Source organism: Altererythrobacter ishigakiensis, from assembly GCF_001663155.1.
GTDB lineage: Bacteria > Pseudomonadota > Alphaproteobacteria > Sphingomonadales > Sphingomonadaceae > Erythrobacter > Erythrobacter ishigakiensis.
In genome coordinates, this window is the sequence record NZ_CP015963.1 from 1 (window position 1) to 24,029 (window position 24,029).

Annotated in this window: 20 protein-coding genes and 1 tRNA gene; 13 read left to right on the top strand and 8 right to left on the bottom strand. The window is 56.9% G+C overall.

From position 1 onward, the window contains the following. The 3 genes from dnaA to A6F69_RS00015 all read left to right on the top strand — a co-directional run bounded on the left by dnaA (position 1) and on the right by A6F69_RS00015 (position 2,867). Entirely contained in the window at positions 1-1,464 is a 1,464-nt protein-coding gene (dnaA, locus tag A6F69_RS00005; RefSeq protein ID WP_067596376.1) for a chromosomal replication initiator protein DnaA, read from the top strand. A 97-nt stretch (positions 1,465-1,561) separates the two neighbouring features. Next, a complete protein-coding gene (locus A6F69_RS00010; RefSeq protein ID WP_067596377.1) occupies positions 1,562-2,365 on the top strand; it encodes a HesA/MoeB/ThiF family protein in 804 nt (267 codons plus the stop codon). 49 nt (positions 2,366-2,414) lie between these two features. Continuing rightward, the gene (locus A6F69_RS00015; RefSeq protein WP_067596378.1) at positions 2,415-2,867 is read left to right on the top strand and encodes a potassium channel family protein; all 453 of its coding nucleotides are present in this window, start codon (positions 2,415-2,417) and stop codon (positions 2,865-2,867) included. A 5-nt stretch (positions 2,868-2,872) separates the two neighbouring features. Here A6F69_RS00015 and A6F69_RS00020 read toward each other — a convergent pair whose 3' ends face one another. Both A6F69_RS00020 and A6F69_RS00025 read right to left on the bottom strand, forming a co-directional pair. Continuing rightward, the gene (locus A6F69_RS00020; RefSeq protein ID WP_144573562.1) at positions 2,873-4,684 is read right to left on the bottom strand and encodes a hypothetical protein; all 1,812 of its coding nucleotides are present in this window, start codon (positions 4,682-4,684) and stop codon (positions 2,873-2,875) included. Between the two features lie 307 nt (positions 4,685-4,991). Then, the gene (locus A6F69_RS00025; protein WP_067596380.1) at positions 4,992-7,514 is read right to left on the bottom strand and encodes a TonB-dependent receptor; all 2,523 of its coding nucleotides are present in this window, start codon (positions 7,512-7,514) and stop codon (positions 4,992-4,994) included. Between the two features lie 262 nt (positions 7,515-7,776). Here A6F69_RS00025 and A6F69_RS00030 point away from each other — a divergent pair, with 262 nt between their 5' ends. From A6F69_RS00030 to A6F69_RS00055, 6 genes are all read left to right on the top strand, one after another. Next, positions 7,777-8,424: a GntR family transcriptional regulator gene (locus A6F69_RS00030; protein WP_067596381.1), complete on the top strand. Its 648-nt coding sequence runs from the start codon at positions 7,777-7,779 to the stop codon at positions 8,422-8,424. A 118-nt stretch (positions 8,425-8,542) separates the two neighbouring features. Next, complete coding sequence (locus A6F69_RS00035; RefSeq protein WP_067596382.1) at positions 8,543-9,451, top strand: hydroxymethylglutaryl-CoA lyase; 909 nt, start codon at positions 8,543-8,545, stop codon at positions 9,449-9,451. Between the two features lie 21 nt (positions 9,452-9,472). Next, on the top strand, positions 9,473-11,530 hold the full coding sequence (locus tag A6F69_RS00040; RefSeq protein WP_067596383.1) for a hydantoinase/oxoprolinase family protein: 2,058 nt from the start codon (positions 9,473-9,475) through the stop codon (positions 11,528-11,530). A gap of 4 nt (positions 11,531-11,534) precedes the next feature. After that, positions 11,535-13,430, top strand: a complete 1,896-nt coding sequence (locus A6F69_RS00045; protein WP_067596384.1) for a hydantoinase B/oxoprolinase family protein — start codon at positions 11,535-11,537, stop codon at positions 13,428-13,430. Further along, positions 13,430-14,611, top strand: coding sequence for a CaiB/BaiF CoA transferase family protein (locus tag A6F69_RS00050; protein ID WP_067596385.1), 1,182 nt, complete (start codon positions 13,430-13,432; stop codon positions 14,609-14,611). The genes A6F69_RS00045 and A6F69_RS00050 overlap by 1 nt, the downstream gene beginning before the upstream one ends. Before the next feature lie 51 nt (positions 14,612-14,662). Then, a complete protein-coding gene (locus A6F69_RS00055; protein WP_067596386.1) occupies positions 14,663-15,295 on the top strand; it encodes an isochorismatase family protein in 633 nt (210 codons plus the stop codon). Positions 15,296-15,400: 105 nt separating this feature from the next. Here the strand turns inward: A6F69_RS00055 and A6F69_RS00060 are convergent. Further along, positions 15,401-15,490, bottom strand: a tRNA-Ser gene (locus tag A6F69_RS00060). A gap of 171 nt (positions 15,491-15,661) precedes the next feature. On the opposite strand from A6F69_RS00060, the gene hspQ reads away from it, so the two are divergent. Continuing rightward, positions 15,662-16,042, top strand: a complete 381-nt coding sequence (gene hspQ / locus A6F69_RS00065; protein ID WP_067596387.1) for a heat shock protein HspQ — start codon at positions 15,662-15,664, stop codon at positions 16,040-16,042. 6 nt (positions 16,043-16,048) lie between these two features. Here the strand turns inward: hspQ and A6F69_RS00070 are convergent, their stop codons facing one another. Beyond that, a complete protein-coding gene (locus A6F69_RS00070; protein WP_083984609.1) occupies positions 16,049-16,942 on the bottom strand; it encodes an ABC transporter permease in 894 nt (297 codons plus the stop codon). A gap of 116 nt (positions 16,943-17,058) precedes the next feature. Here A6F69_RS00070 and A6F69_RS00075 point away from each other — a divergent pair, with 116 nt between their 5' ends. The 3 genes from A6F69_RS00075 (at position 17,059) to A6F69_RS00085 (ending at position 19,335) form a co-directional block, all read left to right on the top strand. Then, positions 17,059-17,733: a GcrA family cell cycle regulator gene (locus tag A6F69_RS00075; RefSeq protein ID WP_067596388.1), complete on the top strand. Its 675-nt coding sequence runs from the start codon at positions 17,059-17,061 to the stop codon at positions 17,731-17,733. A gap of 67 nt (positions 17,734-17,800) precedes the next feature. Beyond that, the gene (locus A6F69_RS00080) at positions 17,801-18,325 is read left to right on the top strand and encodes a DUF1993 domain-containing protein (RefSeq protein ID WP_067596389.1); all 525 of its coding nucleotides are present in this window, start codon (positions 17,801-17,803) and stop codon (positions 18,323-18,325) included. Positions 18,326-18,387: 62 nt separating this feature from the next. Beyond that, positions 18,388-19,335 (top strand): DUF481 domain-containing protein, encoded by a 948-nt coding sequence (locus A6F69_RS00085; RefSeq protein WP_067602074.1) that lies wholly within the window; start codon positions 18,388-18,390, stop codon positions 19,333-19,335. Positions 19,336-19,338: 3 nt separating this feature from the next. Here A6F69_RS00085 and A6F69_RS00090 read toward each other — a convergent pair whose 3' ends face one another. The 4 genes from A6F69_RS00090 to rpsO all read right to left on the bottom strand — a co-directional run bounded on the left by A6F69_RS00090 (position 19,339) and on the right by rpsO (position 24,022). Next, a complete protein-coding gene (locus A6F69_RS00090; protein ID WP_067596390.1) occupies positions 19,339-20,019 on the bottom strand; it encodes a spermine/spermidine synthase domain-containing protein in 681 nt (226 codons plus the stop codon). Then, positions 20,019-21,077 (bottom strand): methyltransferase domain-containing protein, encoded by a 1,059-nt coding sequence (locus A6F69_RS00095; RefSeq protein ID WP_067596391.1) that lies wholly within the window; start codon positions 21,075-21,077, stop codon positions 20,019-20,021. The genes A6F69_RS00090 and A6F69_RS00095 overlap by 1 nt, the downstream gene beginning before the upstream one ends. A gap of 158 nt (positions 21,078-21,235) precedes the next feature. Beyond that, on the bottom strand, positions 21,236-23,518 hold the full coding sequence (gene pnp / locus A6F69_RS00100; RefSeq protein ID WP_067596392.1) for a polyribonucleotide nucleotidyltransferase: 2,283 nt from the start codon (positions 23,516-23,518) through the stop codon (positions 21,236-21,238). Positions 23,519-23,752: 234 nt separating this feature from the next. Beyond that, complete coding sequence (gene rpsO / locus A6F69_RS00105; RefSeq protein ID WP_067596393.1) at positions 23,753-24,022, bottom strand: 30S ribosomal protein S15; 270 nt, start codon at positions 24,020-24,022, stop codon at positions 23,753-23,755. Positions 24,023-24,029 lie beyond the last annotated feature (7 nt).

The following is a 24,029-nucleotide window of genomic DNA, read 5'->3' on the forward strand; positions in this document are numbered from 1 at the left end:
ATGGCGCAAGACAGCGATACTGGACGCACGGCTAAGCGGAAGATTGACGAAGATTTGATGGAAGATGCAGAAGCAGTGAACCTGGCAGCAGACTGGGCTGATATCAGCCAAGGCCTGCGAAAAGATCTGGGTCACCAATTGCATAGTCAGTGGATCAAGCCGATCCAGCTAGGCAGTGTTTGCAAAGAGACGGGTACCCTCGATCTTTTCTTGCCTACCGAGTTCAGTGCGAACTGGGTGAATGATCGCTTTCACGACAGATTGCAGCTCGCATGGAAAATCGTGCGAAGTGAAGTGCGCAAAGTGCGTATTTCGGTTCATCCTGGACGCCGCCAACTGCCTGAGTTGATGCTTGATGGCGGTCGGCGTGCTGCAAACGATGCCGATACCAGCGCTATTGCCGTAGCCGCTGGAACAATTGGCGATGCAGGCTTTACCAGCTCCGTTGGCCTCGATCCTTCCTTGACCTTTGCAGCTTTCGTTACTGGCGAAACCAATATCCTGGGCAAGAATGCGGCAGAACGTATGGCTGCAACCGAACAGCCGCAGTTCTCTCCGCTCTATCTCAAGGCTGCAACGGGTCAGGGCAAGACACACCTCTTGCACGCCATTGGTCACGCGTACCTACAGGCTCACCCGCGCGCGCGCATTTTCTATTGCAGTGCCGAGCGCTTCATGGTCGAATTTGTGCAGGCACTGAAGGCCAATCAGATGATCGAATTCAAGGCGCGCCTGCGCAGTTTCGATCTGCTGCTGGTTGACGATATTCAGTTCATAATCGGCAAGGCATCAGCTCAGGAAGAACTGCTTTATACGATTGATGCACTGCTTGCCGAAGGCAAACGTCTGGTATTCGCTGCGGATCGGGCGCCACAAGCGCTCGACGGCGTTGAGCCGCGTTTGCTTAGCCGGCTTTCCATGGGCCTTGTGGCGGATATTCAACCCGCCGACATCGAACTGCGTCGCAAGATCCTAGAATCAAAACTGACGCGCTTTGCTCCGCTCAACGTGCCTGAAGACGTTGTCGACTTCCTTGCTCGTACGATAACACGCAATGTGCGCGAACTGGTTGGCGGCCTCAACAAGCTGATCGCCTATGCCCAGCTGACAGGGCAAGAGGTCTCTCTCAATCTGGCTGAAGAGCAGCTGACTGATATCCTGTCAGCCAATCGCCGCCGAATCACGATTGACGAAATCCAGCGTACCGTCTGCCAGTTCTACCGAATTGATCGCAGTGAGATGTCATCCAAGCGCAGGGCGCGCGCTGTAGTTCGGCCGCGTCAGGTAGCGATGTATCTCTCCAAGGTGCTGACACCCCGCTCCTATCCGGAAATCGGGCGCAAATTCGGCGGGCGAGACCATTCAACGGTTATCCACGCGGTTCGGCTGATCGAGGATTTGCGCAAGCGCGATGCAGATATGGATGGCGATGTGCGTAGCCTTTTGCGCCAGCTTGAAAGTTAATTCGCACGCAATTTCAACATGAATTGCCCCAATTGATCGACAGCCCTGTGGACAGGGCTGTCGACAGGGTATGCACAGGCTGTAAACAGCTTGTCCGATGAGTGATGCACCGCTTTCCCCACAACGTCTTGATCGCTTCGCGCGGCACATTGTGCTGCCAGAGATCGGCGGCGCAGGCCAGGTGGCACTAACCACGAAGCATGTTGTCATTGTCGGCCTGGGGGGGATCGGCTCGCCTGCTCTGCAATACCTGGCAGCGGCTGGAATCGGACGCTTCACGCTGATCGATGACGACACTGTCGATTTCAGCAATCTTCAACGCCAAACAATCTTCACAAGCCGCGATGTGGGTCATGGCAAAGCAACGAGCGCGCGTCGCTGGCTGGCGAATTTCGATGACACTCTGTCAGTTGAGATCAGCGATGCGCGGATTTCTGCCGCGAACGCGGCCAGCTTGATAGAGGATGCCAGTCTGGTGCTCGATGGGACAGATAATTTTGCCACGCGGCTCGCGGTTTCCGATGCTTGCGTCCTCACCCATGTCCCTCTTCTCAGCGCTGCTGTGGGTCGGTTTCAGGGGCAAGTCGGGGCGTTCGCAGGCCACCTTCCCGATCAACCCTGTTACCGCTGCTTTGTTGGGGATGCATTCGACGCGGAAGACTGCGACACTTGCGCCGAAGATGGCATGCTGGGGGCAATGGCTGGTTGGGCTGGCACATTCGGCGCGATGCAAGCGATACGTGTACTGCTCGACGGTGTAAGTACGTTCGGCGATCCACTTTTCGGCAAGCTGCATATACTGGACGGAATAAAGCCCGGCATGCGTTCACTTACGATTGCCAAGGATGGTTCATGCGGGGGCTGCTCAAGGCAGACTGATATGCTAGGATCTTCGAAATAGAGATAAGCAGCGACCAATCCTATCGAAAGAGCAAGGACACCGCCTCCAAATGCTGACAATCCTGATTTCGCTGGTCTTGGTCGCTGCTACGATCGCCATTCACTATGAAACCTTGCGCTACACATCGGCCCGGATCACGCACATGCCAGTTGCTCCGCGGTTGCGTATCATCATCGTACTGACGGCGGCGCTGACCTCTCATCTTATTCAGGTCACGGTCTATGCCGGTGCTTTCCTGTTCCTAGAGAATATTGGCGGGTTCGGTACAATCGACGGGCAGCAAGGACATGACTTCGAGGATGCTTTCTATTTCTCGATCACAAGCTACACGACTTTGGGGATCGGTGACCTTTATCCGACCGGGCCGCTCAGGGTGATCAGCGGTATCGAAGCACTCAATGGTTTGGTTATGGTCGGATGGACCGCCTCAATGACATATATCTATATGGAAAAGTTTTGGCATCTCCACCCATCCAAACCGGTCCGCAAGAATCGCAATTGACGCAGCTATCCGGGCAGGCTGAGCGGCCGGGTTTCATAGTGAAGCCGCCACTGATGAATCTCTGCCAACATGATGTCGCTTAACCTGCGAGAGCGATCAATCAGCCGTTCATAGGTCAATGGATCTCTTTCAATTGCGGTCCGTAGCTGAGCTAACTGACGAGCGATGACTGAAGATCGCTCACTCGTGGCCGCAAAATCCCCTTGCATGCGGATGCCGTAAAGTGCAGCGGCGAGCGCCGGGAAAAGCGCTGTCGCAAAAGTCACAAGCTCTGTAACCCCAAAAGGCCCCAAGCTGCCGGGCTTGCCGACAAATATGCTCACTGTGAGATAGGCGACGCAAGCCAGGATTGTGCCGAGAAAGAACGCATCGCCGGTACGATGCAGTGCGTGATTGGCATGGTGCATCGCCTGTGCGTTACTCGCATGATATTTGGCTTGCTCGTCGATGAGGTTGAGCATCGCACTGCGCACTTCAGCTAGGTAACTCTTGTCGAATGTTGCACCGACCAGTCCCAGCTCACGCGCCGTTGCACGCGCATACCAGCTGACCCAGCCCGGGTGCGTGGTGCCATCTTCGACCGCGCGCAGTGACAGCTGGCCCAAGGTCGATGACATCGCGAGAAGTCTCAGGCGCTCGGCAAGGTGCCGCAGATTGAGCCACTGCTGGTGCAGGTTGGACCGATTCGCGCCACGCGTGTTGATGATGATCGCCAAAATAACCAGCAACTCAGCTGAAATGAGCCATTTCTTTGCATCGGGAAAAAGAAGGCCAGACAAGGCCAGCATTACCGCAAGGCCGGCAAGAGCGAAATTGGCAACGAAGCTTGAGCGAAAACGAAGCGCAAAATAGCCTGCCTCGGCGTCCGCGCGCCCGAACCGTCGCGCAACCGGCCCAGTCAATTGCTCGCCAAATCGCCCTAGCCCGACAAAACCACTTACATGGCCGCGCAATGATCTGACACTGTCACCAGGTTTAGGAGGTAGAAACGACGTTCGACGCAGTTTCTTGGCTCCTGTTAACGCCAACAACGCAGGCCAAGCAAAATGGCGTTCGCGCCTGTCAGGATGCTGTTGGACAAAGCTATCAAGATGTCCCGCATCTTCGCCCACAGGAGGTGCACACAGCGCGTAAATCAGCCGCGGCAAAGCGGAGCGAGCATCAGTCCTTTCGACCCCGTCGAGCGAGGGGTGATCAGGAACGACATCGTGCAAACCGCTCCACAACAATTCTGGAGGCGAACGGCCGGATGCGTCAATGTGGACCACCGGCTGGTGTAGCGCGACGGCCTCTGCGATCACTTGCGTGGTCCCACCTCTTCCGCGCGATGCCTCTCCGTCCCAGACAGCAATCAATATGTCTGATTGGGATAAGACAATTCTTCCGGCAAGTTCGTAAGCTGCTTCGTCTCCACCCTTGAAATCGGCGAGGGCCATAGCTGTTCGCGCTTGATCAAGCATTGCGCTGGTTCGCGCCCACTCGGGTTCGCCGAAATCGCGTGCATAGACTTCCGCAGGAAATGGCAAACAGGCGGCCAGATCCAAACCGCATGTCAGCGCGGCTTCCGCGGCAATCACATCTGCTCCCTCCGCAAGAGAAGACACCAGCGCGACTCTGGCGGTTTCGTTCGAAAAGATGTCGCTATGTTCGCCGGCGATGTCTGTCAGCGTATCGACAGCGAGCTTGAACAAATCCTCGCATTGCTCGCGCACATGCTGATGATGCTCGGGCTTCAAACGCGGGGGACGATGTCCGGTGATTCCAAATCGCAAGGCGAGACGAGGCCGGAAACGATCGATTTCCTGATCCTTGCTCACATAGCCCCCTTCCCTGCAGCCTGCTGATCTTCCGTTGGAAACCGACAAGGCGAACTTCAAATTCGCCAGCATGTTAGACCAGCAAAGCGCAAAGCCACAAGTTGGCGGATGAAGTTACTCAACTGGCTTTTTCCCGGAATGAATTACCGGGGTGGGCTCAGAGTTGCGTCGGACTTCATGGTCTAAGTCGATTTACCCGAATCAGGAGATGACCATCGTGCAATCAGGCAACCCGGCAGAGCCAAGGACGGTATCCATTGACTATGCCGGGCTACCCGATGAGGTTTGCGACCCTAATATGCTCAGATCAGAAGTTGTAACCTACCTCGACCCCGAAGCGGCGCAGGCCTCCGGGCGAATTGAACGAGCCGCCGAACTCAATCGCCGGAATCACCTCGTTCAAATACTCACGATTGAGTAGGTTGTCCGCAAAGGCTGTAATATTCCAGTTCTCTCCTTCGATACCAATGCGCAGATCCAGCACACCAAACGCTTCGCGCTCTGTGATGGAATAATCGGCATCGCCAACAAATGCTGGAAGCTGGAGAGCGGAAATCGGCAGCAGTCCGCTGAATAGCGTCGGGCTGGTATCGTCCTGCACGGTATGGAACCAGGTCGGGCCAGTGATCCGATAGTCAGCGCGCATCACCAGATCGAGGCTGTTATTAAGCGGCGTATCGATCTGCGTACCGAGGTTGATGGTATAGTCGGCTGTGTATGGAGATTTATTCCCAACGGTCACAGGACGCGACGCATTCTCCTTGATTTCGCTTTCGGTGACATTGACTGAACCGAAAAGGTCCCATCCATCAATGATCTCAAAGTTCAGGTTGGCTTCGGCACCGTAGATTTCGACTTCGTCTATGTTCGAGACCACACGCAGCAGGCCAAAACCGCCAACGAAGAATTCGAAGAACTGCATATCATCGACAGTAGTGTGATAGCCTGCCAGATCGAAAGTAACACGACCGTCAGCTACCGCCCCTTTCACACCCAGTTCGAAGGCACTGGACGTTTCCTTGCGGTAGATGTCTTCAATCAGGACGTCGGTGCCAATAAACTGGTTAAAGGCCTGATCGACAATCGCTGCAGATCCCTGATTGTTGAAGCCACCGGATTTGAAGCCGACACCCCAGTTAGCATAGGCGTTGATGTCATCGCTCAAAGCGTAGCGCAGCGAGATTTTCGGCTGAAACTGTTTGAACTTGCGCGATTGATCAGGGATCGGACCGAATGCCTGACCAGGGTTGATCGGACCTCCGGTAATCGGGTCGGCAATCGCGGGAACCAGATTGTTTACCCGTCGGTCCTCCACGTCATAGCGGCCAGCGATGCCGATTTCGAACCGGTCACTCACTTCGTAGTCGACCGACGCGAACAGAGCGTACACATCGGTTGAGAAATCATCGTTATACAGCTGTGTAGTCGGGTTGTCCGAGCCCGGGGCATTGTAAAGGTCGCGACTTATCCCGTTGCCCAAATCTGCGCCCAGGCTGACACCTGTCTCACGGCTGATGTTCAGATAATACGCACCGATCTGCCACTGCAGCGGACCGATACCATTGGATGCCAGCCGGATTTCGGCGCTGACATCGGTCTGCTCGCGTAGCTGCAACTGTGTGCCATCGCAGGTAGTCGGGCTATACGGACCAAAGGTTGATCCCGTAGCCGGATCGAAAATGAACGGCACAGGCGTTTGCCCAATGAAGCCGGGCTGATTGACCGGGAAACCTGTCAGCTGCGCTGTCGTCGCAAAACAAAGTCCGGCTACGTCTGCGGCAGTCTGTGTTGGGGCAGGGAACGGGATGAAGCGCGCAAAGTCTGCAGAAGTGCCATCCGCGCCCAGAATCTGGTCAACATCGCTATAGAGCGCCCAGGCAGTCAACGTAACGCTATCGAACTCATGCTCGATCTTCGCGGAGACTTCGAACGACTGCTGCTCGTTGAACGAAGCAATGTTCGAATAGTAGTTGAAAGGGTGATCGTTCACGTCCTCGAAGAACGCCGGATTCACCCCTGCGAAATTGGGGAGATGGAAGGCTGCATTGAAGTTGATCGCATTTCCCGTGAGATCCGCATATCGCGCTTTGACATCAAGCTCCGTCGCCGGTGACAGTTCAGCTACAATTCGCCCATCAACCGACCAGATCTCCTGAGAATCTACCGTATTCGCGTTCTGAAATTCGTCACGATAGAAACCGTCGGTAGTATAGTAGCTACCCGAAAAAACGAGGCCCACACCTTCACCCAGAGGTGTCGAGACATAGGCGCTGGCTGAATAGGTGTTATCTTCAGCGGCGCTGGCTTTTATACCACCTGCCAAGAAGTCACCGGGCTTCAAGGTCTGGATCACAACGGCACCGGCCGCGGCATTGCGACCATAAAGCGCGCCTTGTGGGCCCTTGAGGATTTCAATCTGGCGTAGCGTGCCCTGATCCTGATTAAGCTGCGCGGTGTTGGTCTTGAGGATACCGTCCACCACCAGCGCGACAGAACTTTCCGCATCGCGGGCGCCGTTGATGCCGCGAATATTGATCTGAGTGTCGCCCGCTTCGGCCGTGCCAGTAACGATTGTCACGCCTGGGGTCAGTTGAACAAACTCGTCTGCTTTCTGGATGCCTGTCTTCTCCAACGCATCAGCAGTAAAGACTGTGATTGCGGTAGGGACTTCGGCCAGAGTTTCAGACTGGCGGCGCGCAGTGACTATGATGGCGTTGCCTTCCCCTGCGGCCTCCATGCTGTTTGGAGCGTCCTGAGCAATAGCCGGGTTTGCTGCAACCATAACCCCCAGAGCAATGCCCGATGCAAGTGTGCCTTTGAAGTTCCTCATCTTCTTTACTCCCTGTGCCGCGCAAAACAGAGCGGCTGTGGTAACAAAGGCGATGGCGGCAAAGCGCCCGCCTAAAATAACAAATCCCTCTTGACGTCACCCCCTATTGTATACAATTTGATCGCGTCAAGCGAAAACAGCCACGCTATCAATTTGGCTTGTGAAAACTGTCCAAGGGGTTGGCCGTGAAAAAAGCTAGGAAGCGCGCGATGCGCCTCTCATGTCGACCAGAATTTGATCCGCTTGATCAGCGCAGCGGCCAATGACCCGCGCATCTGACATTGCCTATGACAAGATTCGCGGTCATTTGCTGAGCGGTGAAGTGTCGCCTGGAGAGCAACTGACTGAGGAAAAACTTGCGGAGATAACAGGTGTCAGCCGAACACCGGTACGCGACGCAGTCCGACGCCTGGAAAGCGAGATGCTGCTGGTACGCAACGAGTCCAAACGCATCTTTGTTGCCGACTGGAGCCGCGATGATATCGACGAGATGTTCACTCTACGCCAAATGTTGGAGGGACATGCCGCAGAGCGCGCTGCCCAACGGATAACAACAGAGCAGATCGACCGACTTGATAAAGTCAATCGTGAGCTTCGTGAAGCGGTCGAACTGACCGAGCCCGACGTGGCGAGCTTCCTCAATGCCAACCGCATTTTTCACGAGATCATCACCGACGCTGCGCAATCACCCCGCTTGAAACAGGTGCTGGGAATGCTGGTTGAAACGCCAGTTGTCCTGCGAACTGCGCGTAATTACTCAATCGAGGATCTAAAGCAGTCTGCGCGAGATCACGACGAGCTTATCTCGGCCTTTCGCGCCGGCGATGCCGGCTGGGCGCGTGCCGTGATGGGCAGCCATCTGCGCCGCGCCTTCCACACTTTTGCTGACGCCGCCGAGGCCGCAGAATAGCAGCATCCACATTGATCGATTGCCGGAGTGATCGAGTCGACCGCAAACAGTCTATTTGCTTTTGTATACAATTTGCGTATCAGGCGGTTCCCCTCAGTCTTCTCTTGAAGCGATTCTGATGACGCAAACTGCGATTGAATTGGTTGAAGTCGGCCCACGTGACGGGCTGCAGAACGAACCGGACATCGTCTCGACGCAGGTCAAGCTCGAGATGATTGACCGCATGCTGGGCTATGGTGCGCGGCGGCTTGAGGTTGCCAGCTTCGTCCATCCGAAGCGCGTGCCGCAGATGGCGGATGCTGAAGATGTGATTGCTGGTCTGCCTGATCGCGATGAGGCAACCTATATCGGCCTGACCCTCAACAAACGCGGCGTGATGCGCGGCCTTGCGACCCGTGACGGCGGAAAGCGCGGTATCGATCAGGTCGGCTGCGTGCTGGTGGCCAGCGACACCTTCGGCCAGAAAAATCAGGGGCAAACCATCGCCGAAGGGATTGCAGAGAACCGCGATATGATCCGTTTTGCCAAGGCAGAAGGAATGCGCGCGCAGATCACCATCAGCGCGGCGTTCGGCTGTCCGTTTGAAGGCGAAGTCAAACTCGACACGGTCCTTCAGATCGTTGAAGAGATGGCCGCTGAAGGCCCTGAAGAAATCGCGCTTGCCGACACAATCGGCGTAGGCACGCCAGCACAAGTGAGCGAACTGTTCGGGCGGTTGAGTGAGCTGCTGCGCGATGACATCCCGATGCGGGCGCATTTTCACAACACCCGCGGCACTGGCATCGCCAATGCATGGGCCGCGTATCAAGCGGGCGTGCGTACTTTTGATGCGGCGCTCGGCGGGCTTGGCGGGTGCCCGTTTGCTCCCAAGGCGACCGGAAATATCGCCACTGAGGACCTAATCTACATGATGGAGCGTTCAGGCATCGACAGCGGTGTCGATCTGGATGCGGCCATCGCCACAAACCACTGGTTCGCTGAAAAGCTGGGCCGCGAATTGCCATCAATGGTCGCGCGCGCGGCCTGATCAGAAAGTCACGGAGAAGGTATGACTTATAGGCTAGGCGTCGACGTAGGCGGGACATTTACCGACCTGCTGCTGTTCGACGAGGGAAGCGGAAAATTCTGGCGACACAAGACGCCGTCGACCCCGCATGACAGTTCTGAAGGCATTTTGAACGGCGTGAAGGCGATCACTGCTGAGGCGGGTGTCTCTGCAAGCGATATCGCATACTTCCTGCACGGAACCACGGTCGCAACCAACGCCGTGCTGGAAGGCAAAGGCGCGAAAGTCGGTCTGGTCACGACAGAAGGCTACCGCGATATCATGCAAATCGCGCGCAGCTTTGTACCGGGCGGCCTCGCAGCGTGGATCGTCTGGCCCAAGCCGCAGCCACTCGCACATCTGGAGGATACCGTCGAAGTGCCCGGTCGGATGGATGCCGATGGCAACGAAGTACGCCCGCTTAACGAAGACGTGGTGCGCACGGCGCTACAGAAGCTCAAAGCCAATGGCGTCGAGGCGCTAACCGTCAGCCTGATCAATGCTTACGTCAATGGCGCGCATGAAAAGCGCATTGGCGAAATCGCGGCGGAGGAGCTGCCCGGGATTCCTGTGTCGTTGAGCCATGAAGTCCTGCCGGAAATGCAAGAGTATGAGCGCACGCTGTCGACAGTCGCCAATGCGGCGGTGCGCCCGGTGGTGAGCAAGTATGTCTCGAACCTGCGCAACAAGCTCGAGGATGAAGGGCTGGAGGGCAAGCTTTCGCTGCTGCGTTCTGACGGCGGGTTGATGAGTAGCCACAAGGCCGAAGAGCATCCAGTCAACATCCTGATGTCCGGCCCCGCTGGCGGTGTGACCGGTGCCAAATGGGTGGGCAAGAACGCGGGCCTCTCCAACATTCTCACGCTGGATGTTGGCGGAACCTCGACTGACGTGGCTTTGATTGAAGGCTTGGAAGCGCGCCGCGTGCGCACCACAGAAGTCGGCCACTTGTCTGTGCGTGCCTCTGCGCTGGATGTGAAAACCGTGGGTGCTGGCGGCGGCTCGATCGCACACGTGCCTGAACTGACGAAGGCCTTGCGCGTTGGCCCTGAAAGCGCGGGCGCGGTGCCGGGGCCGGTCGCTTATGGCAAGGGCGGCGAATTGCCGACGGTGACCGATGCCAATGTCGTGCTCGGCTATCTGCCAGAAGACTTGCTTGGCGGCAGCTTCCAGCTTGACCGCGAAGGCGCGAAGAAAGCGGTGCAGACAGTTGCCGATGCGCTGGGCGTTGGACTGATGGAGGCGGCGCGCGGCATCATCGACATTGTGAATGAAAATATGTTCGGCGCACTGCGCATGATCAGCGTTCAGCAGGGCTATGACCCGCGCGAATTTGCGCTGATGGGCTTTGGCGGCGCGGGACCGTTGCATGTGAATGCCGTTGCCAAGCTGATGGGCAGCTGGCCCGCGGTTTCACCGGTTTCGCCGGGCGTGCTTTGCGCGCTAGGCGATGCGACCACACAGATGCGCACGGAAACAGCGCGTAGTTTTTCCAAGCTCGCCAAGGATACGACGATTGCCGATCTCGAAGCGGTGCTTGATGAAATGGCGGCGCAAACACGTGGTGAATTGCTCGCTGACGGGATTGCGGATGAGCAGATCACCGTCGAGTTCGAGGTCGACATCCGTTATGCGGGGCAAGCGTTTGAAGTGCCGCTGACTATCGACAAGACCGTGCTGGAAGCCGACGGGATTGAAGGCATTCTGGCGCGTTTTGATGAAGAGCATTTGCGCCTCTTCACCTTCAACATGGAAACGCCGCACGAAATCGTAAACCTGCGCGCGGTCGCGCTGGGGCAGGCGCCTGCCCTGCCCGCCGCAGAACTGCCCAAGGGGGACGGCGATCCATCGGCTGCGAAGATCCGTGACCACACGCTGTGGATGGACGGGAAAGAGCAAGCGGCGGTTATCTATGACCGCGCGAAATTGCGCCAGGGGGACATGATCCCCGGCCCCGCCATTATCACTGAGATGGACTCGACCACGCTAGTTGAAAGCGGCTGCGAAGCGACCATCGACAAGGTGGGCAATATCCTCATCAACCCTAAAGCGGAGGGCTGATCCGATGCCAGCACAGATTATCGAAACCAATGACACTCCGTTCCAGAAGGTCGACATCGACCCGGTTACGCTCGACATCATCGAGAACGCACTGCGCAACGCCCGCATCGAAATGGACGCGACGCTGGTGCGCACCGCCATGTCGCCCGGCATCCGCGAACAAGGTGATGCTTTCCCGCTGATCGCTGACCCTGCAGGCAAGATGATCGTCGGTCAGTTCGGCAGCTTCATCGACGGCTTTCTGAAGGGCTACAACGACACACTGGAAGACGGCGACATGATCTTCCTGTCAGACCCCTATTCCTGCGAAGGGGCGATTTCGCACTCGAATGACTGGCTGGTGCTGCTGCCCGTGTTCAAGGATGGGCGATTGATCGCCTACACCGCGATGTTCGGCCACCAGTCTGACATTGGCGGGTCGGTGCCGGGTTCTATGCCAATCGGTGCCAGCTCGATCTTCGAAGAGGGCGTGCGCATTCCGCCGGTCAAGATCTGGAAGAAAGGCGAATACAATGACGACCTGATGAAGCTCGTCATGCATCAGACGCGCAAGCCCGACTGGTGCCAGGCGGACTTGAACGCGCTCATCGCCAGCTGCCGTGTTGCTGCCCGCCGCGTGGTCGAGATGGCGGAGCGCTTTGGCGACGATGTCTACTATTCCGCGACGCAGGAACTGCTCGATCGCAACTATCGCGCGATGAAAGCGCTCATATCGATGGCGGTGGCGGAAAAGCCCGCCAGCTTTGAGGATTACATCTGCGACGATGGCAAGGGATATGGCCCTTACAAGATCAAATGCACGATGTGGCGCGATGGCGAGAAGGTCATTCTCGATTTCGATGGCACTGATCCGCAATCTGCCGCCTCGATCAACTTTTACCTCAATGAGAACATGTTCAAGATGTTCTTCGGCATCTACATGATCATGGTCTTCGACCCGCAAATCCTGTTCAACGACGGGTTCTACGATCTGATCGAAGTGCGCATCCCGGAAGGATCGCTGCTGAAGCCGCAATTCCCCGCAGCGCTCTCGGGTCGCACCCACGCGCTGGGTCGCATTTTTGACATTCTGGGCGGATTGCTGGGCCAAGGTACGCCGGAATTCCTGAATGCCGCCGGTTTCAGCTCATCACCCCACCTATTCTACTCAGGCTGGGATAAGCGAGGCGGCAAGGATGCCGAGTGGTTCCAGCTGTTCCAGATCGGATTTGGCGGTATTCCTGGCAGGCCATTGGGCGATGGGCCAGACGGGCATTCGCTGTGGCCGGGCTTTACCAATGTCCCGAACGAGTTTCTGGAAAAGTATTTCCCGCTGCGGATTGAGCGATACTCAACCGAACCCGACAGCGGCGGCGCTGGCCTGCACCGCGGCGGCAACGGCATTCACATGACCTACCGCTTCCTGGCCGATGGCGAGATCGCCGTGCATGATGACCGCTGGTTCGTCCCGCCTTGGGGCGTCAATGGCGGCCATCCGGGCATGCGTGCCAAGAAAGTGCTTGAGCGCGCGGACGGCACAACCGAAATCGTGGGCAACAAGGTTGAAGATGTGCCGGTAAAGGAAGGCGATCTCTTGCACTACATCACCTGGGGCGGTGGCGGCTGGGGTGACCCGCTGGAACGCGATCCGGAGATTGTGGGTCTCGAAATCCGCCAAGGCCTCGTCACGCCTGAAGGCGCCAAGCACTATGGCGTCATCGTGGACGAGAACGGGGTTGTGGACGCGGACGCAACGGACAAGCTGCGCGCAGAGATGAAGGCTTCACGCGGTGAGCTGCCGCTGTTCGACTACGGCCCCTCAATCGATGACCTGCGCGCCAATTGCGAAGCGGAGACAGGTCTGCCGGCTCCAATTCAGCCCGTCTGGAACGAAGCCTTTGAACGTGAGGCAGCCGAGTAATGGGCGCACTTGATGATATTCGCGTTGTTGAGATGGGCCAGCTGCTCGCCGGTCCATTTTGCGGCCAGTTGCTGGGCGACATGGGCGCTGACGTGATCAAGATTGAACCGCCCGGTGCGGGCGACCCCATGCGGTTGTGGGGGCAAGGCGATGAAAAGGTCCAATGGGAAGTGATTGGCCGCAACAAGCGCTCGGTCACTTGCAATCTGCGCGTCCCAGAAGGGCAAGAGTTGGCCCGCAAACTGATCGCCAAGGCCGACGTTCTTATCGAAAATTTCAAACCTGGCACATTGGAGAAGTGGGGCCTTTCGCCGGAAGAACTGCACAAGGAAAACCCGGGGCTGATCATCGCACGCATGTCTGGCTATGGACAGGACGGGCCGTATTCTGGCCGCGCAGGCTTTGGCGGGATTGGCGAAGCGATGGGGGGCTGGCGCTATATCGTCGGCGATCCTGACAGGCCACCTGCGCGCATGGGCGTCTCTATCGGTGACACGCTATGTGCGTCGTATGGCTGCATGGGCGTTCTAGCAGCGCTGCATCACCGAGAGAAAACCGGCCAGGGCCAAGTGGTCGATACTGCACTTTACGAAGCCGTGTTGCAGGTCATGGAGGGGCTGGTGCCCGAGTATGACCGCAATGGCTTCATTCGCGAGCGTTCTGGATCCATCTTGCCCGGTATTGCGCCGTCAAATGTCTACAAGTGCAAGGACGGGCACTTCATGATCGGCGCAAACAAAGATGAGATCTTTGCGCGTCTGGCACAGGCCATGGGCCAGCCCGAGCTGGCTGACGATCCGAAATACGCAACCCATATCGCTCGCGGGAAAAACCAGACCGAGCTTGACGATCTGGTCAACGCCTGGACCGGCAGTCTGACCGTAGCGGAAGTCGAACAGGCGACAATCGACTATTCGATTCCTGCCGGGAAAGTGTATCGAGCCCCTGAAATGATCGAAGACCCGCATTTTCAGGCTCGCGAAGCGATTATCGAAGTCGAGACTGAGACCCGCGGAAAGCTGAAAATGCAGAATGCCTTTCCCAAACTGTCACAAACGCCGTCGGGTGTGCGCCGCCCCGCGCCCTCGACGCCGGGGCAGCACAATGAAGAGGTTTTGTCCGAACTGCTTGGCTATGACGCAAAGATGATCGAGGCTATGCAAGAAGCAGGTGTGATCTGACGCTGAATTTTGCGAAAAAGCGAGTGTGACGCACGAACAGTAGCGAGACTAATGATGCCTGAAAATCGCGATGCGAACTACGCCAAGGCGTACAATGGCAAAGCTGGCTTTGGCTCGTATCCGGCCTTGCTGATGGTTGATTTCGTGGAGGCCTACTTCGATCCCGACTGCGAGCTATACGCAGATGTCGATAATGCGCTCCAATCCGCCTTACGTGTACGCGAGGCGGCACATGAGGCTAACATACCCGTCGTCCTGACAAATGTCGTTTATCATGACAGCGGTATCGATGGAGGCCGCTTTTTTGAAAAGGTACGCCCGTTGAGGCACTTCCTTGAGGGCAGCCCGATGGGCGATTGGCCAAAAGGCTTAGTCCCAACTGATCGCGAACTGATCATATCGAAGCAATATCCGAGCGCCTTTTTCGGCACTTCGCTCGCCTCGACCCTCACTGCCATGGGCGTCGACAATGTGATCCTAACAGGATTGACCACCAGCGGCTGTGTTCGGGCGTCATGCGTCGATTCGATGTCACATGGCTTTATCACAACTGTTGTGCGCGATGCCTGCGGTGATCGCCATTCCGATCCACACGAAGCCAATTTGTTCGATATGCAAGCCAAATATGCCGATGTCGTCTCTGAGAAAGAGATTCTCGACTACTTATCGGCATTGCCGCGATAGAGCCGCCAAGCTCAAGAGCTAAAGAGAATTGTTTACTGGCCCATCCATCTGGGCCGCCAGAATTCGCGGCATCAAAATCAGAATGTCGGAACAATCATCGATCGATGGCGGAGAGGGAGGGATTCGAACCCTCGGTACTCGTGAGAGCACAACGGTTTTCGAGACCGCCCCGTTCGACCACTCCGGCACCTCTCCGCAGTGAAAGTGCAATGCAGCTCGCAAAAAAGCGAGCTATCAGCCAAATCGGGAGCGCGGCGGTTAGCTGAAGCCCACCGCCTTGCCAAGTACAAATTCACCGCAAAACTGGGGACGGAGTTCGTACACTCCCTTGTCTAACAAGCGTGATCACCCATATCCTGCCTCACTATGGACAGAACTGTGTTCTTTTCCAGCCAGGCTGGCCGCACAATCGAAGCCCCACGGCACGTCCGCTCCCGCTTCGGAATTGGTGATGTCGTACGTCACCGCATGTTCGATTTCCGGGGCGTGATCTTCGACATCGATCCGGTCTTCGCCAATAGCGAAGAATGGTATCAATCAATTCCTGAGGAAATTCGCCCGCATCGCGACCAGCCTTTCTATCACTTGCTGGCGGAGAATGATGACAGTTCCTATGTCGCATATGTCAGCCAACAAAACCTGTTGGCTGATGCGAGTGCAGGCCCGATCGACCACCCGCAGATTGCGCAATTGTTCGAGCAGTTTGACGGTAAGCGTTACCGTATGCGCCGCGCACTGACGCACTAGGCTCGACTAATCCTTGAGTTTCCAGCCGGACCGCAAGACCATATAAACCAAGGTTGCCAGCACAAGGTTGAGCGCCCCGAGGCCGATCGCAGCTTGAACTATAGCGCTCGACCCTTCACCGATATCGCTTTCGCCAATGAAGCCATAACGGAAGCCAGAGATAACATAGAAAAACGGGTTAGCACGGCTGACAGCCTGAAAGGCTGGCGCCAAATTATCGATCACATAGAAAGTGCCGGATAGCAGTGACAGCGGCGCCACCACGAAATTGGTGATCGCAGCATTGTGATCGAACTTTTCTGACCAGATAGAGGTCATCAACCCCATCAGTGACAACATAACTGCGCCCATCAGGCCGAACCAGATTATCGCCCACCAATGCTCGACCGAAAGACTAACGCCGGGCCATAGCAGCATCGCCAGTCCAACAGCCCCGCCAACCATCATGGCGCGGGTTACCGCCGCGCCCACAATACCAATCATCAGTTCACCATAGGAAAGTGGTGGCATCAATAGATCGACGATTGTCCCTTGGATCTTGCCAGCGAGCAGAGAAAAGGACGAGTTGGCAAAGGCATTCTGCATCATGCCCATCATGATCAGGCCAGGCGCGACAAAAGTCGCGAACGGCGCGCCCAGAACCTCCCGTCCTCCTCGACCCAGGGCGACCGAAAAGATAACCAGAAACAGCAATGTGGTGACGGCAGGCCCCCAAATAGTCTGCGTGTGCACCTTGAGAAACCGCCGAACCTCCTTAATATAGAGACTCCAAAGGCCAATGCGGTTGATCCCGGAAATCACGGGTACGCCGCGTGGCGAAAAACGGGTCCCTTCGCCCGATTGATCCATATCGAGGGGTGCCTCCGAATTCGGGCTGGCAGCAGGTGCTTGATCGGCCATGCAGGCGCGCCTAGTGCGATGTCGCGGTCGTGACAAGTCACGCGAACAAGATTCGCGCTGCTGATTGCCTCTGCCGAGGGGTGACATCGGGGCAAGGACACAGAATTGGAAGATACATGAGTTGGACTGACGAGCGTATCGCTACGCTGAAGAAAATGTGGGAAGGCGGATCAACCGCTAGCCAGATCGCGGAAGAGCTTGGCGGTGTCAGCCGCAACGCCGTGATTGGAAAAGCGCATCGGTTGGGGCTCAAGTCGCGCCCTTCTCCTGTAAAAGCTAACGACAAGAAGAAGAAGGCGCCAGCGAAGAAGCCTGCCCCCAAGCCTGCGGTAAAGAAGGCAGCTCCCAGAGCAGCGCCTAAGCCAGCCACGCAGCCAGCTGCCAAGCCGACCACTGCGCAAGCTTCGGGTGCCAGTATTCCTTCGCAACCGATCCCTAACAAGACACCTGATCTGCCGAAAATTGTCTCGGTTGGGCCGGGCGGGTTCTTGCGGCAAGGACCCGGAGACCAACAAGCTCCCATCCCGCCTGCGCCACCGCGTCGCCTGGTGCCCGCGAAACCAAGCCCGGAAATCGCTGACAAGACGAGCCTGCTTGACCTGACCGAGAAAGTTTGTCGTTGGCCAATGGGGCATCCGGGTGAGCCAGACTTCCACTTCTGTGGTGAGGCCGTGAACCCGGGCTACCCCTATTGCGTCGAGCATTGCGGACGTGCGTATCAGGCACAGCTGCCGCGCGGTGCGCGCAGACCGCCTCCACCGCTACCATTTGGCGGCCCGCGAGTTCGCTAAAGCATTCAACCACAGGCCCGGTCATCCAGATGGATCGCCGGGCCTTTCTGCCTTCAGGAGATCAACCATGGCCATCACGCTTTACGATGCATTCGTGCCCAGCTGTCAGCAGATCCTTGGCGGGCTTTCCGGTCTGATCGACAAAGGCGAAGCGCATGTAAAAGAGCACGGGTTGGATGATACCGACCTGATCGAAGCCAGATTGTCAGAGACCATGTGGACCCTTCCATGGCATGTGCGGGCATGCTGGGTGCACGGCGCCTACACTTTCGATCAACTGCCTACAGGCGAATTCACCCCGGACTTTACCGATGTGCCGGATAGCTGGGATTCCATGCGGGCGATGGTCGATGACGCGCAGGCCAAATTGGCGGCGCTCGACCCGGATACTGTCGAGGCTTTGGCAGACAAGACGATCGGCTTTGTGCTAGGCGGCAAGCGGTTGATGGAGTTCAGCGGGCAGGACTTTCTCTTGAGTTTCAATCAGCCCAATTTCTATTTCCACGCGACCACTTTTTACGACATTCTACGCCATAAGGGCGTTGCTTTGGGCAAGCGCGATTTCATGGGCGCACCTCGTCTGCGAACCTAGTCCAGCAAGAATTTTCGGAACACTCCGTGTCGCCGCCGATTGGCAGAGTGAAGGATAATTCAATGCGAAATAATCTATACGCGATACCGCTTCTTGCGGCTGTAACAAGTGCGCCCGTTCAGGCTGAGCTACCAGAGCCGGTTAAAGCCATGATCGATGCGGCGATAGAGAGCGGCGACCCAGCAACGGTGCAAGCAGTGACCTCCGTCGCGCGTCAGACCAATCCTGATGATGCCGAGGAAATCGATGCTCTCCTTGCGTCCTTCAATCAGGAACAAGCTCAACTTGCAGCCGCGCAAGCGGCGAAGAAGGAAGAGGCCATTCGCACCGCCAGCCTTCTAGAGAACTGGAGCGGCAAGGGCGAGTTCGGTGCGTTTCGGGCGACAGGCAACTCGTCCAACACAGGTGTAACCGCAGGGCTTTCGCTGAAGCGCCAGGGCATCGACTGGACCCACAAGCTGCGCGGGCGCGCCGATTACCAGCGCAACAACGGGGTAACGTCCCGCGAACAGTATTTTTTCGCTTATGAGCCCAACCTGAAGGTTTCGGAACGAATGTTCGTTTATGGACTTGCCCAATACGAGCGGGACCGTTTCCAGGGCTTCTCTGCCCGCTACGCCATCTCAGGCGGGATCGGCTACAAGTTCATCGATGAGCCAGACATTCAGCTGTCGGCAAAGGTCGGACCAGCTTACCGAGTGACCGACTTTGTGAATGGCGATAGCGAAAGTCGTATCGCTGGTCTTCTCGGGGTGGATTTCGACTGGAGCATTACAGACCGGCTGAAACTTACACATGAGACCAATGCGGTTGCGGAAACTGGCGGCTCTGCGACTGTTATTGTCGATTCAAATAACACAAGCCTCAACTTTGTTACTGGCCTCAATGCCAAGGTTAGCGACAAACTGACAACACGGTTTTCCTATGCAGTCGAGTACGACAGCAATCCCCCCGCGGGTTCGGAGAATACAGACACGCTTAGCCGGGTGACGCTGATCTACGACTTCTAGGAATCAACGTTTTCTTGCAAACCAGATCGTGTGGCGCGGGCCCTTATTGTTGGGCCGTGCCCGCACCTCGCGCACTTCCACTTCAAACCCGCCATCCATCAGGCGGCGCGTGAATTTGTGATCTGGCGCGGCTGACCAGATCGCCAGAATGCCGCCCGGATTGAGCGCGTCCTTAGCCTTCGCAATACCGGTTCGCGTGTAAAGCCGGTCGTTGGGGTCACGCACGATGCCGTCCGGGCCATTGTCCACATCAAGCAGGATCGCATCGAACTTACCGCAAGTGCCGTCATTGGCGTCATCGATCAACGCGGCCACATCGCAAAGCACAACCTCGCCGCGCGGATCCTTAAGACAATCACCGGTGAGTTCAGACAGCGGCCCTTCTGCCCATTCCAGAACTTCTGACACAATTTCGGCGACGACAACTTCGCCCTTTTCGCCCACGCCGGTCAAGGCCGCGCGAAAGGTAAAGCCCATCCCATAGCCGCCGATCAGCACCCGTGGCGCGGGTTTGTCCAGCTCCTTCAGGGTCAGCAGCGCTAGCTGCTCCTCGCTATACTGCATGCGCGTGCCCATCAGCTCGTCCCGGCCGAGCATTATGATGAAATCGCGTCCGTGACTGACTAGCGTCAGCTCGCCGCCGTCAGGTATCTGCGCTGTGGCCAGTGTCTCACGCGGAAGCATTAGGCTCTAGCTTCGAGTACCATGTTGGTTGGTGTTTCTGCGGCTCGGCGCACGTTCGAGAATCCTCCTTTATTCAAGACTTCGGCAAGCCGCTTCGGTCCAGCCTGGGCACCCAACCCATAACCCACACTCTGACTGAGAGAATTTGGCGTGCAGGCAGTGGTTGAAAATCCATAGTAAATTTGGCCTAATGGATGCAGATTTTCCGTCAAAGTATCGCCAGCCATAGGTTCTACCAGCATCAGTATGCCGTCCTCTTTCAACGCGCCACGTGCGCGCTTTGCGGCACCTACTGGATCTCCCATGTCATGTAGCGCATCGAAGATACAGGCGAAATCGAAACCTTCACCTTCAAAATTTTGTGCGGTCGCAACTTGGAATTCGACATTGGTGACGCCAGCGTCAGAGGCCTGCTTCCGCGCTGCCTCGATTGATGGCTCGTGAAAGTCGATCCCGACGAAATGCGAATTGGGATAGGCTTTGGCCATCATAACAACCGATGACCCATGCCCGCAGCCGATATCGGCCACCTTGGCACCTGCTTTCAGCTTGTCTTCCACTCCGTCAAGCGCGGGGAGCCATTCGCCCAGCAGATGCGCTTGATAGCCCGGACGGAAGAATCGGTCAGTCGCGCAGAAGCAGCAGGGAGACTGATCGCTCCATGGTCGGCCTTTGCCCGACTTGAACGTGTCGATCGCTTTCTCGTGCTCTTCATATTGCGAAACGATCGCTTGGAAGAAGCCCTGCATACACGCAGGTTGCCCCTCACGGGTGAATACCAGCGCCTGCTCCTCAGAGAGGTGATAGGTTTCATCCTCGGGATTATAAGTGACGTATCCGGCTGCGGTGACTGAACCCAGCCATTCGCGCAGGTATAGCTTGTTCATTCCGGTCTTTTGAGCCAGCTGGTCCACGGTGACCGGGCCAGCTTCGTCGATGGCTTCAAACACTCCGGCCTGATCACCCAGATAGGACATGAATACGCCCATTGCCCCGGCAACGTCGCCAACGACCTTACCTGCCAGCTCTTCCAGTTTTTCCATGTTTACTTCAGCCATTGTCAGCTCTCCCTCTGCAAATGCAGGAATAAGCGACCCAATGGTTTTCTTGGCGCGACTCGGCGCTAACGCCGAGACTAGCACGGCGCCGCAAAGCCACGAAAAAGCCCGCCGGGATTGCTCCTGGCGGGCCCTTCACTGTTCGAGGCTGAAGAAGCTTAGTCCTTCAAGAAGTCCGGCACGTGAGCGGCGCCGTCGCCGCCGTTGTCGCCACCTTTGTCGCGGCCACCGCCGCGGCGACCACCACGATCACCGCCACGGCCGCGATCACGGTTTCCGCGCGGGCCACGACGATCACCTTTGTCACCACGCGGTTCGCGCGGCGGGCGGGTGTCTTCCAGCTCTTCACCGGTCTCCTGGTCAACAACACGCATCGACAGGCGGACCTTGCCACGATTGTCGATCTCAAGAACCTTGACCTTAACTTCGTCACCTTCGGAAACGACGTCCGTCACTTTCTCGACGCGCTCGTTCTTCATTTCGCTGACGTGGACGAGACCGTCCTTGCCGCCCATGAAGTTCACGAATGCGCCGAAATCGACGATGTTGACGACCTTGCCGGTGTAAATCTTGCCGACTTCGGCTTCTTCGACGATGCCTTCGATCCACTTCTTCGCGGCTTCGATTTCATCAGCGTTCGAAGAACTGATCTTGATGACACCTTCGTCATCAATGTCGACCTTGGCGCCGGTTTCAGCAACGATCTCGCGGATCACCTTGCCGCCCGTGCCGATAACGTCACGGATCTTCGACTTGTCGATCTGCATGGTTTCGATACGCGGAGCATGCTTGGAAACGCCGGTACGCGCTGAACCAAGGGCTTTCGCCATTTCGCCAAGGATGTGCGTACGGCCGGCTTTCGCCTGCTCAAGCGCCTTGGCCATGATTTCCTGCGTGATGCCGGCAACCTTGATGTCCATCTGCATGGTGGTGATGCCTGCTTCCGAACCGGCAACCTTGAAGTCCATGTCACCCAGGTGATCTTCGTCACCCAGAATGTCTGACAGAACAGCAAAGTCATCGCCCTCAAGGATCAGGCCCATCGCGATGCCCGAGACTGGACGTTCGATTGGAACGCCAGCGTCCATCATCGACAGACAGCCACCGCACACAGTCGCCATCGAGCTTGAGCCGTTGGACTCGGTGATGTCTGACAGAACACGGATGGTGTACGGGAAGTCTTCATGGTCAGGCAGCACAGGGTGCAGCGCGCGCCATGCAAGCTTGCCGTGGCCAGTTTCGCGGCGACCAGTGAAACCAAAGCGGCCCACTTCACCAACCGAGTACGGCGGGAAGTTATAGTGCAGCATGAAGTGGTTGTAGGAGAGACCCTCCAGGCCATCGATCATCTGCTCAGCGTCTTTGGTGCCCAGCGTGGTGGTGCAGATCGCCTGCGTTTCACCGCGTGTGAACAGCGCAGAGCCGTGCGTACGTGGCAGCAAGCCAACCATGGCTTCGATCGGGCGAACCTGATCCAGCTTACGGCCGTCAATGCGCGTGCCATCCTTCAGGATCGCGCCGCGAACGATTTCCGCTTCCAGTTTCTTGACCGCTTTGCTGGCGACCAGCTGAGTCTGCGCTTCTTCCTCAGCGAAAGCTTCCTTCGCCTTGGCGCGCGCTTCATTGAGTGCGTCCGAACGGGCTGACTTGTCGGTCAGCTTGTACGCCGCTGCAATGTCATCGCCCACGATGCCGCGCAGCTTTTCCTTGATCGCCGCGGTATCGTCAGATGTATCGATCTCCCAAGGTTCCTTGGCAGCCTGTTCAGCCAGATCGATGATCGCGCCGATAACCTTGCGGCTTTCCTCGTGCGCGAACATGACTGCGCCGAGCATTTCTTCCTCGGTCAGTTCTTTCGCTTCGGATTCAACCATCATCACAGCGTCTTGTGTTGCCGCGACGACGAGGTCCAAACGACCTTCTTCATCAAGGCAGGTCTGAAGCGATGGGTTGAGTTCGTATTCGCCATTGCGGAAGCCAATGCGTGCTGCACCGATCGGGCCCATGAAGGGGACACCGCTGATGGTCAGCGCAGCAGAAGCCGCGATCATTGCAACGATATCTGGCTCAGTTTCGCCATCATAGCTCAGAACCTGAGCGATAACGTTGATTTCGTTGTAGAAGCCTTCAGGGAAAAGCGGGCGAACCGGGCGGTCAATCAACCGCGAAGTCAGCGTTTCCTTTTCCGTCGCGCGGCCTTCGCGCTTGAAGAAGCCACCCGGGATACGGCCAGCTGCAGAGAATTTTTCTTGATAGTGAACGGTCAGCGGGAAGAAATCCTGGCCTTCCTTCACTGACTTTGCGGCGGTCACGGCGCACAGCACCACGGTTTCGCCATAAGTGGCCAGAACGGCGCCGTCTGCCTGACGGGCAATCTGACCGGTTTCGAGAGTGAGGGTTTTTCCGCCCCATTCAATCGATACGGTTTTCTTGTCGAACATGTATTTTCCTTCTGAACCCGCGGGGCCTTATTGCCTGGCGGGGCCTATATTGTCTGGTTGTATCGCGGCCGCAGAAACCGGAATCTACTTTCTGCTGCGATCTTCCCAAATACCGGGTAATCCGTCCCGGTCCGGTTTGGGCGTTATCCTTGCCCCTTAAAGGCTTGCTCCACCGGATTGTGAAGGAAGCCAGATAAACGAAGCGGCCCGTTCTAGGGCCGCCTCGAGAAACTCTTACTTACGAAGACCCAGCTTCTGGATCAGGGCGTTATAGCGCTCGACGTCTTTCTTCTTGAGATAGGCGAGCAGGCTGCGACGCTTGTTGACCATCTGCAGAAGACCACGGCGTGAGTGGTTGTCCTTGTGATGATCCTTAAAGTGCTCGGTCAGGTTGCGGATACGCTGCGTCAGGATCGCGACCTGTACTTCGGGGCTGCCCGTGTCATTCTTGTCGCGGGCGTTCTCTTCGATAATCTTCGTTTTCGTTGCGGCATCAACCGACATAATATTT

Excerpts from the sequence above, each read along its gene's own strand:
- dnaA (WP_067596376.1), top strand. The coding sequence starts at position 1 with ATGGCGCAAGACAGCGATACTGGACGCACGGCTAAGCGGAAGATTGAC.
- A6F69_RS00010 (WP_067596377.1), top strand. The coding sequence starts at position 1,562 with ATGAGTGATGCACCGCTTTCCCCACAACGTCTTGATCGCTTCGCGCGG.
- A6F69_RS00015 (WP_067596378.1), top strand. The coding sequence starts at position 2,415 with ATGCTGACAATCCTGATTTCGCTGGTCTTGGTCGCTGCTACGATCGCC.
- A6F69_RS00025 (WP_067596380.1), bottom strand. The coding sequence starts at position 7,514 with ATGAGGAACTTCAAAGGCACACTTGCATCGGGCATTGCTCTGGGGGTT.
- A6F69_RS00030 (WP_067596381.1), top strand. The coding sequence starts at position 7,777 with ATGACCCGCGCATCTGACATTGCCTATGACAAGATTCGCGGTCATTTG.
- A6F69_RS00035 (WP_067596382.1), top strand. The coding sequence starts at position 8,543 with ATGACGCAAACTGCGATTGAATTGGTTGAAGTCGGCCCACGTGACGGG.
- A6F69_RS00040 (WP_067596383.1), top strand. The coding sequence starts at position 9,473 with ATGACTTATAGGCTAGGCGTCGACGTAGGCGGGACATTTACCGACCTG.
- A6F69_RS00045 (WP_067596384.1), top strand. The coding sequence starts at position 11,535 with ATGCCAGCACAGATTATCGAAACCAATGACACTCCGTTCCAGAAGGTC.
- A6F69_RS00050 (WP_067596385.1), top strand. The coding sequence starts at position 13,430 with ATGGGCGCACTTGATGATATTCGCGTTGTTGAGATGGGCCAGCTGCTC.
- A6F69_RS00055 (WP_067596386.1), top strand. The coding sequence starts at position 14,663 with ATGATGCCTGAAAATCGCGATGCGAACTACGCCAAGGCGTACAATGGC.
- hspQ (WP_067596387.1), top strand. The coding sequence starts at position 15,662 with ATGGACAGAACTGTGTTCTTTTCCAGCCAGGCTGGCCGCACAATCGAA.
- A6F69_RS00070 (WP_083984609.1), bottom strand. The coding sequence starts at position 16,942 with ATGGCCGATCAAGCACCTGCTGCCAGCCCGAATTCGGAGGCACCCCTC.
- A6F69_RS00075 (WP_067596388.1), top strand. The coding sequence starts at position 17,059 with ATGAGTTGGACTGACGAGCGTATCGCTACGCTGAAGAAAATGTGGGAA.
- A6F69_RS00080 (WP_067596389.1), top strand. The coding sequence starts at position 17,801 with ATGGCCATCACGCTTTACGATGCATTCGTGCCCAGCTGTCAGCAGATC.
- A6F69_RS00085 (WP_067602074.1), top strand. The coding sequence starts at position 18,388 with ATGCGAAATAATCTATACGCGATACCGCTTCTTGCGGCTGTAACAAGT.
- A6F69_RS00090 (WP_067596390.1), bottom strand. The coding sequence starts at position 20,019 with ATGCTTCCGCGTGAGACACTGGCCACAGCGCAGATACCTGACGGCGGC.
- A6F69_RS00095 (WP_067596391.1), bottom strand. The coding sequence starts at position 21,077 with ATGGCTGAAGTAAACATGGAAAAACTGGAAGAGCTGGCAGGTAAGGTC.
- pnp (WP_067596392.1), bottom strand. The coding sequence starts at position 23,518 with ATGTTCGACAAGAAAACCGTATCGATTGAATGGGGCGGAAAAACCCTC.
- rpsO (WP_067596393.1), bottom strand. The coding sequence starts at position 24,022 with ATGTCGGTTGATGCCGCAACGAAAACGAAGATTATCGAAGAGAACGCC.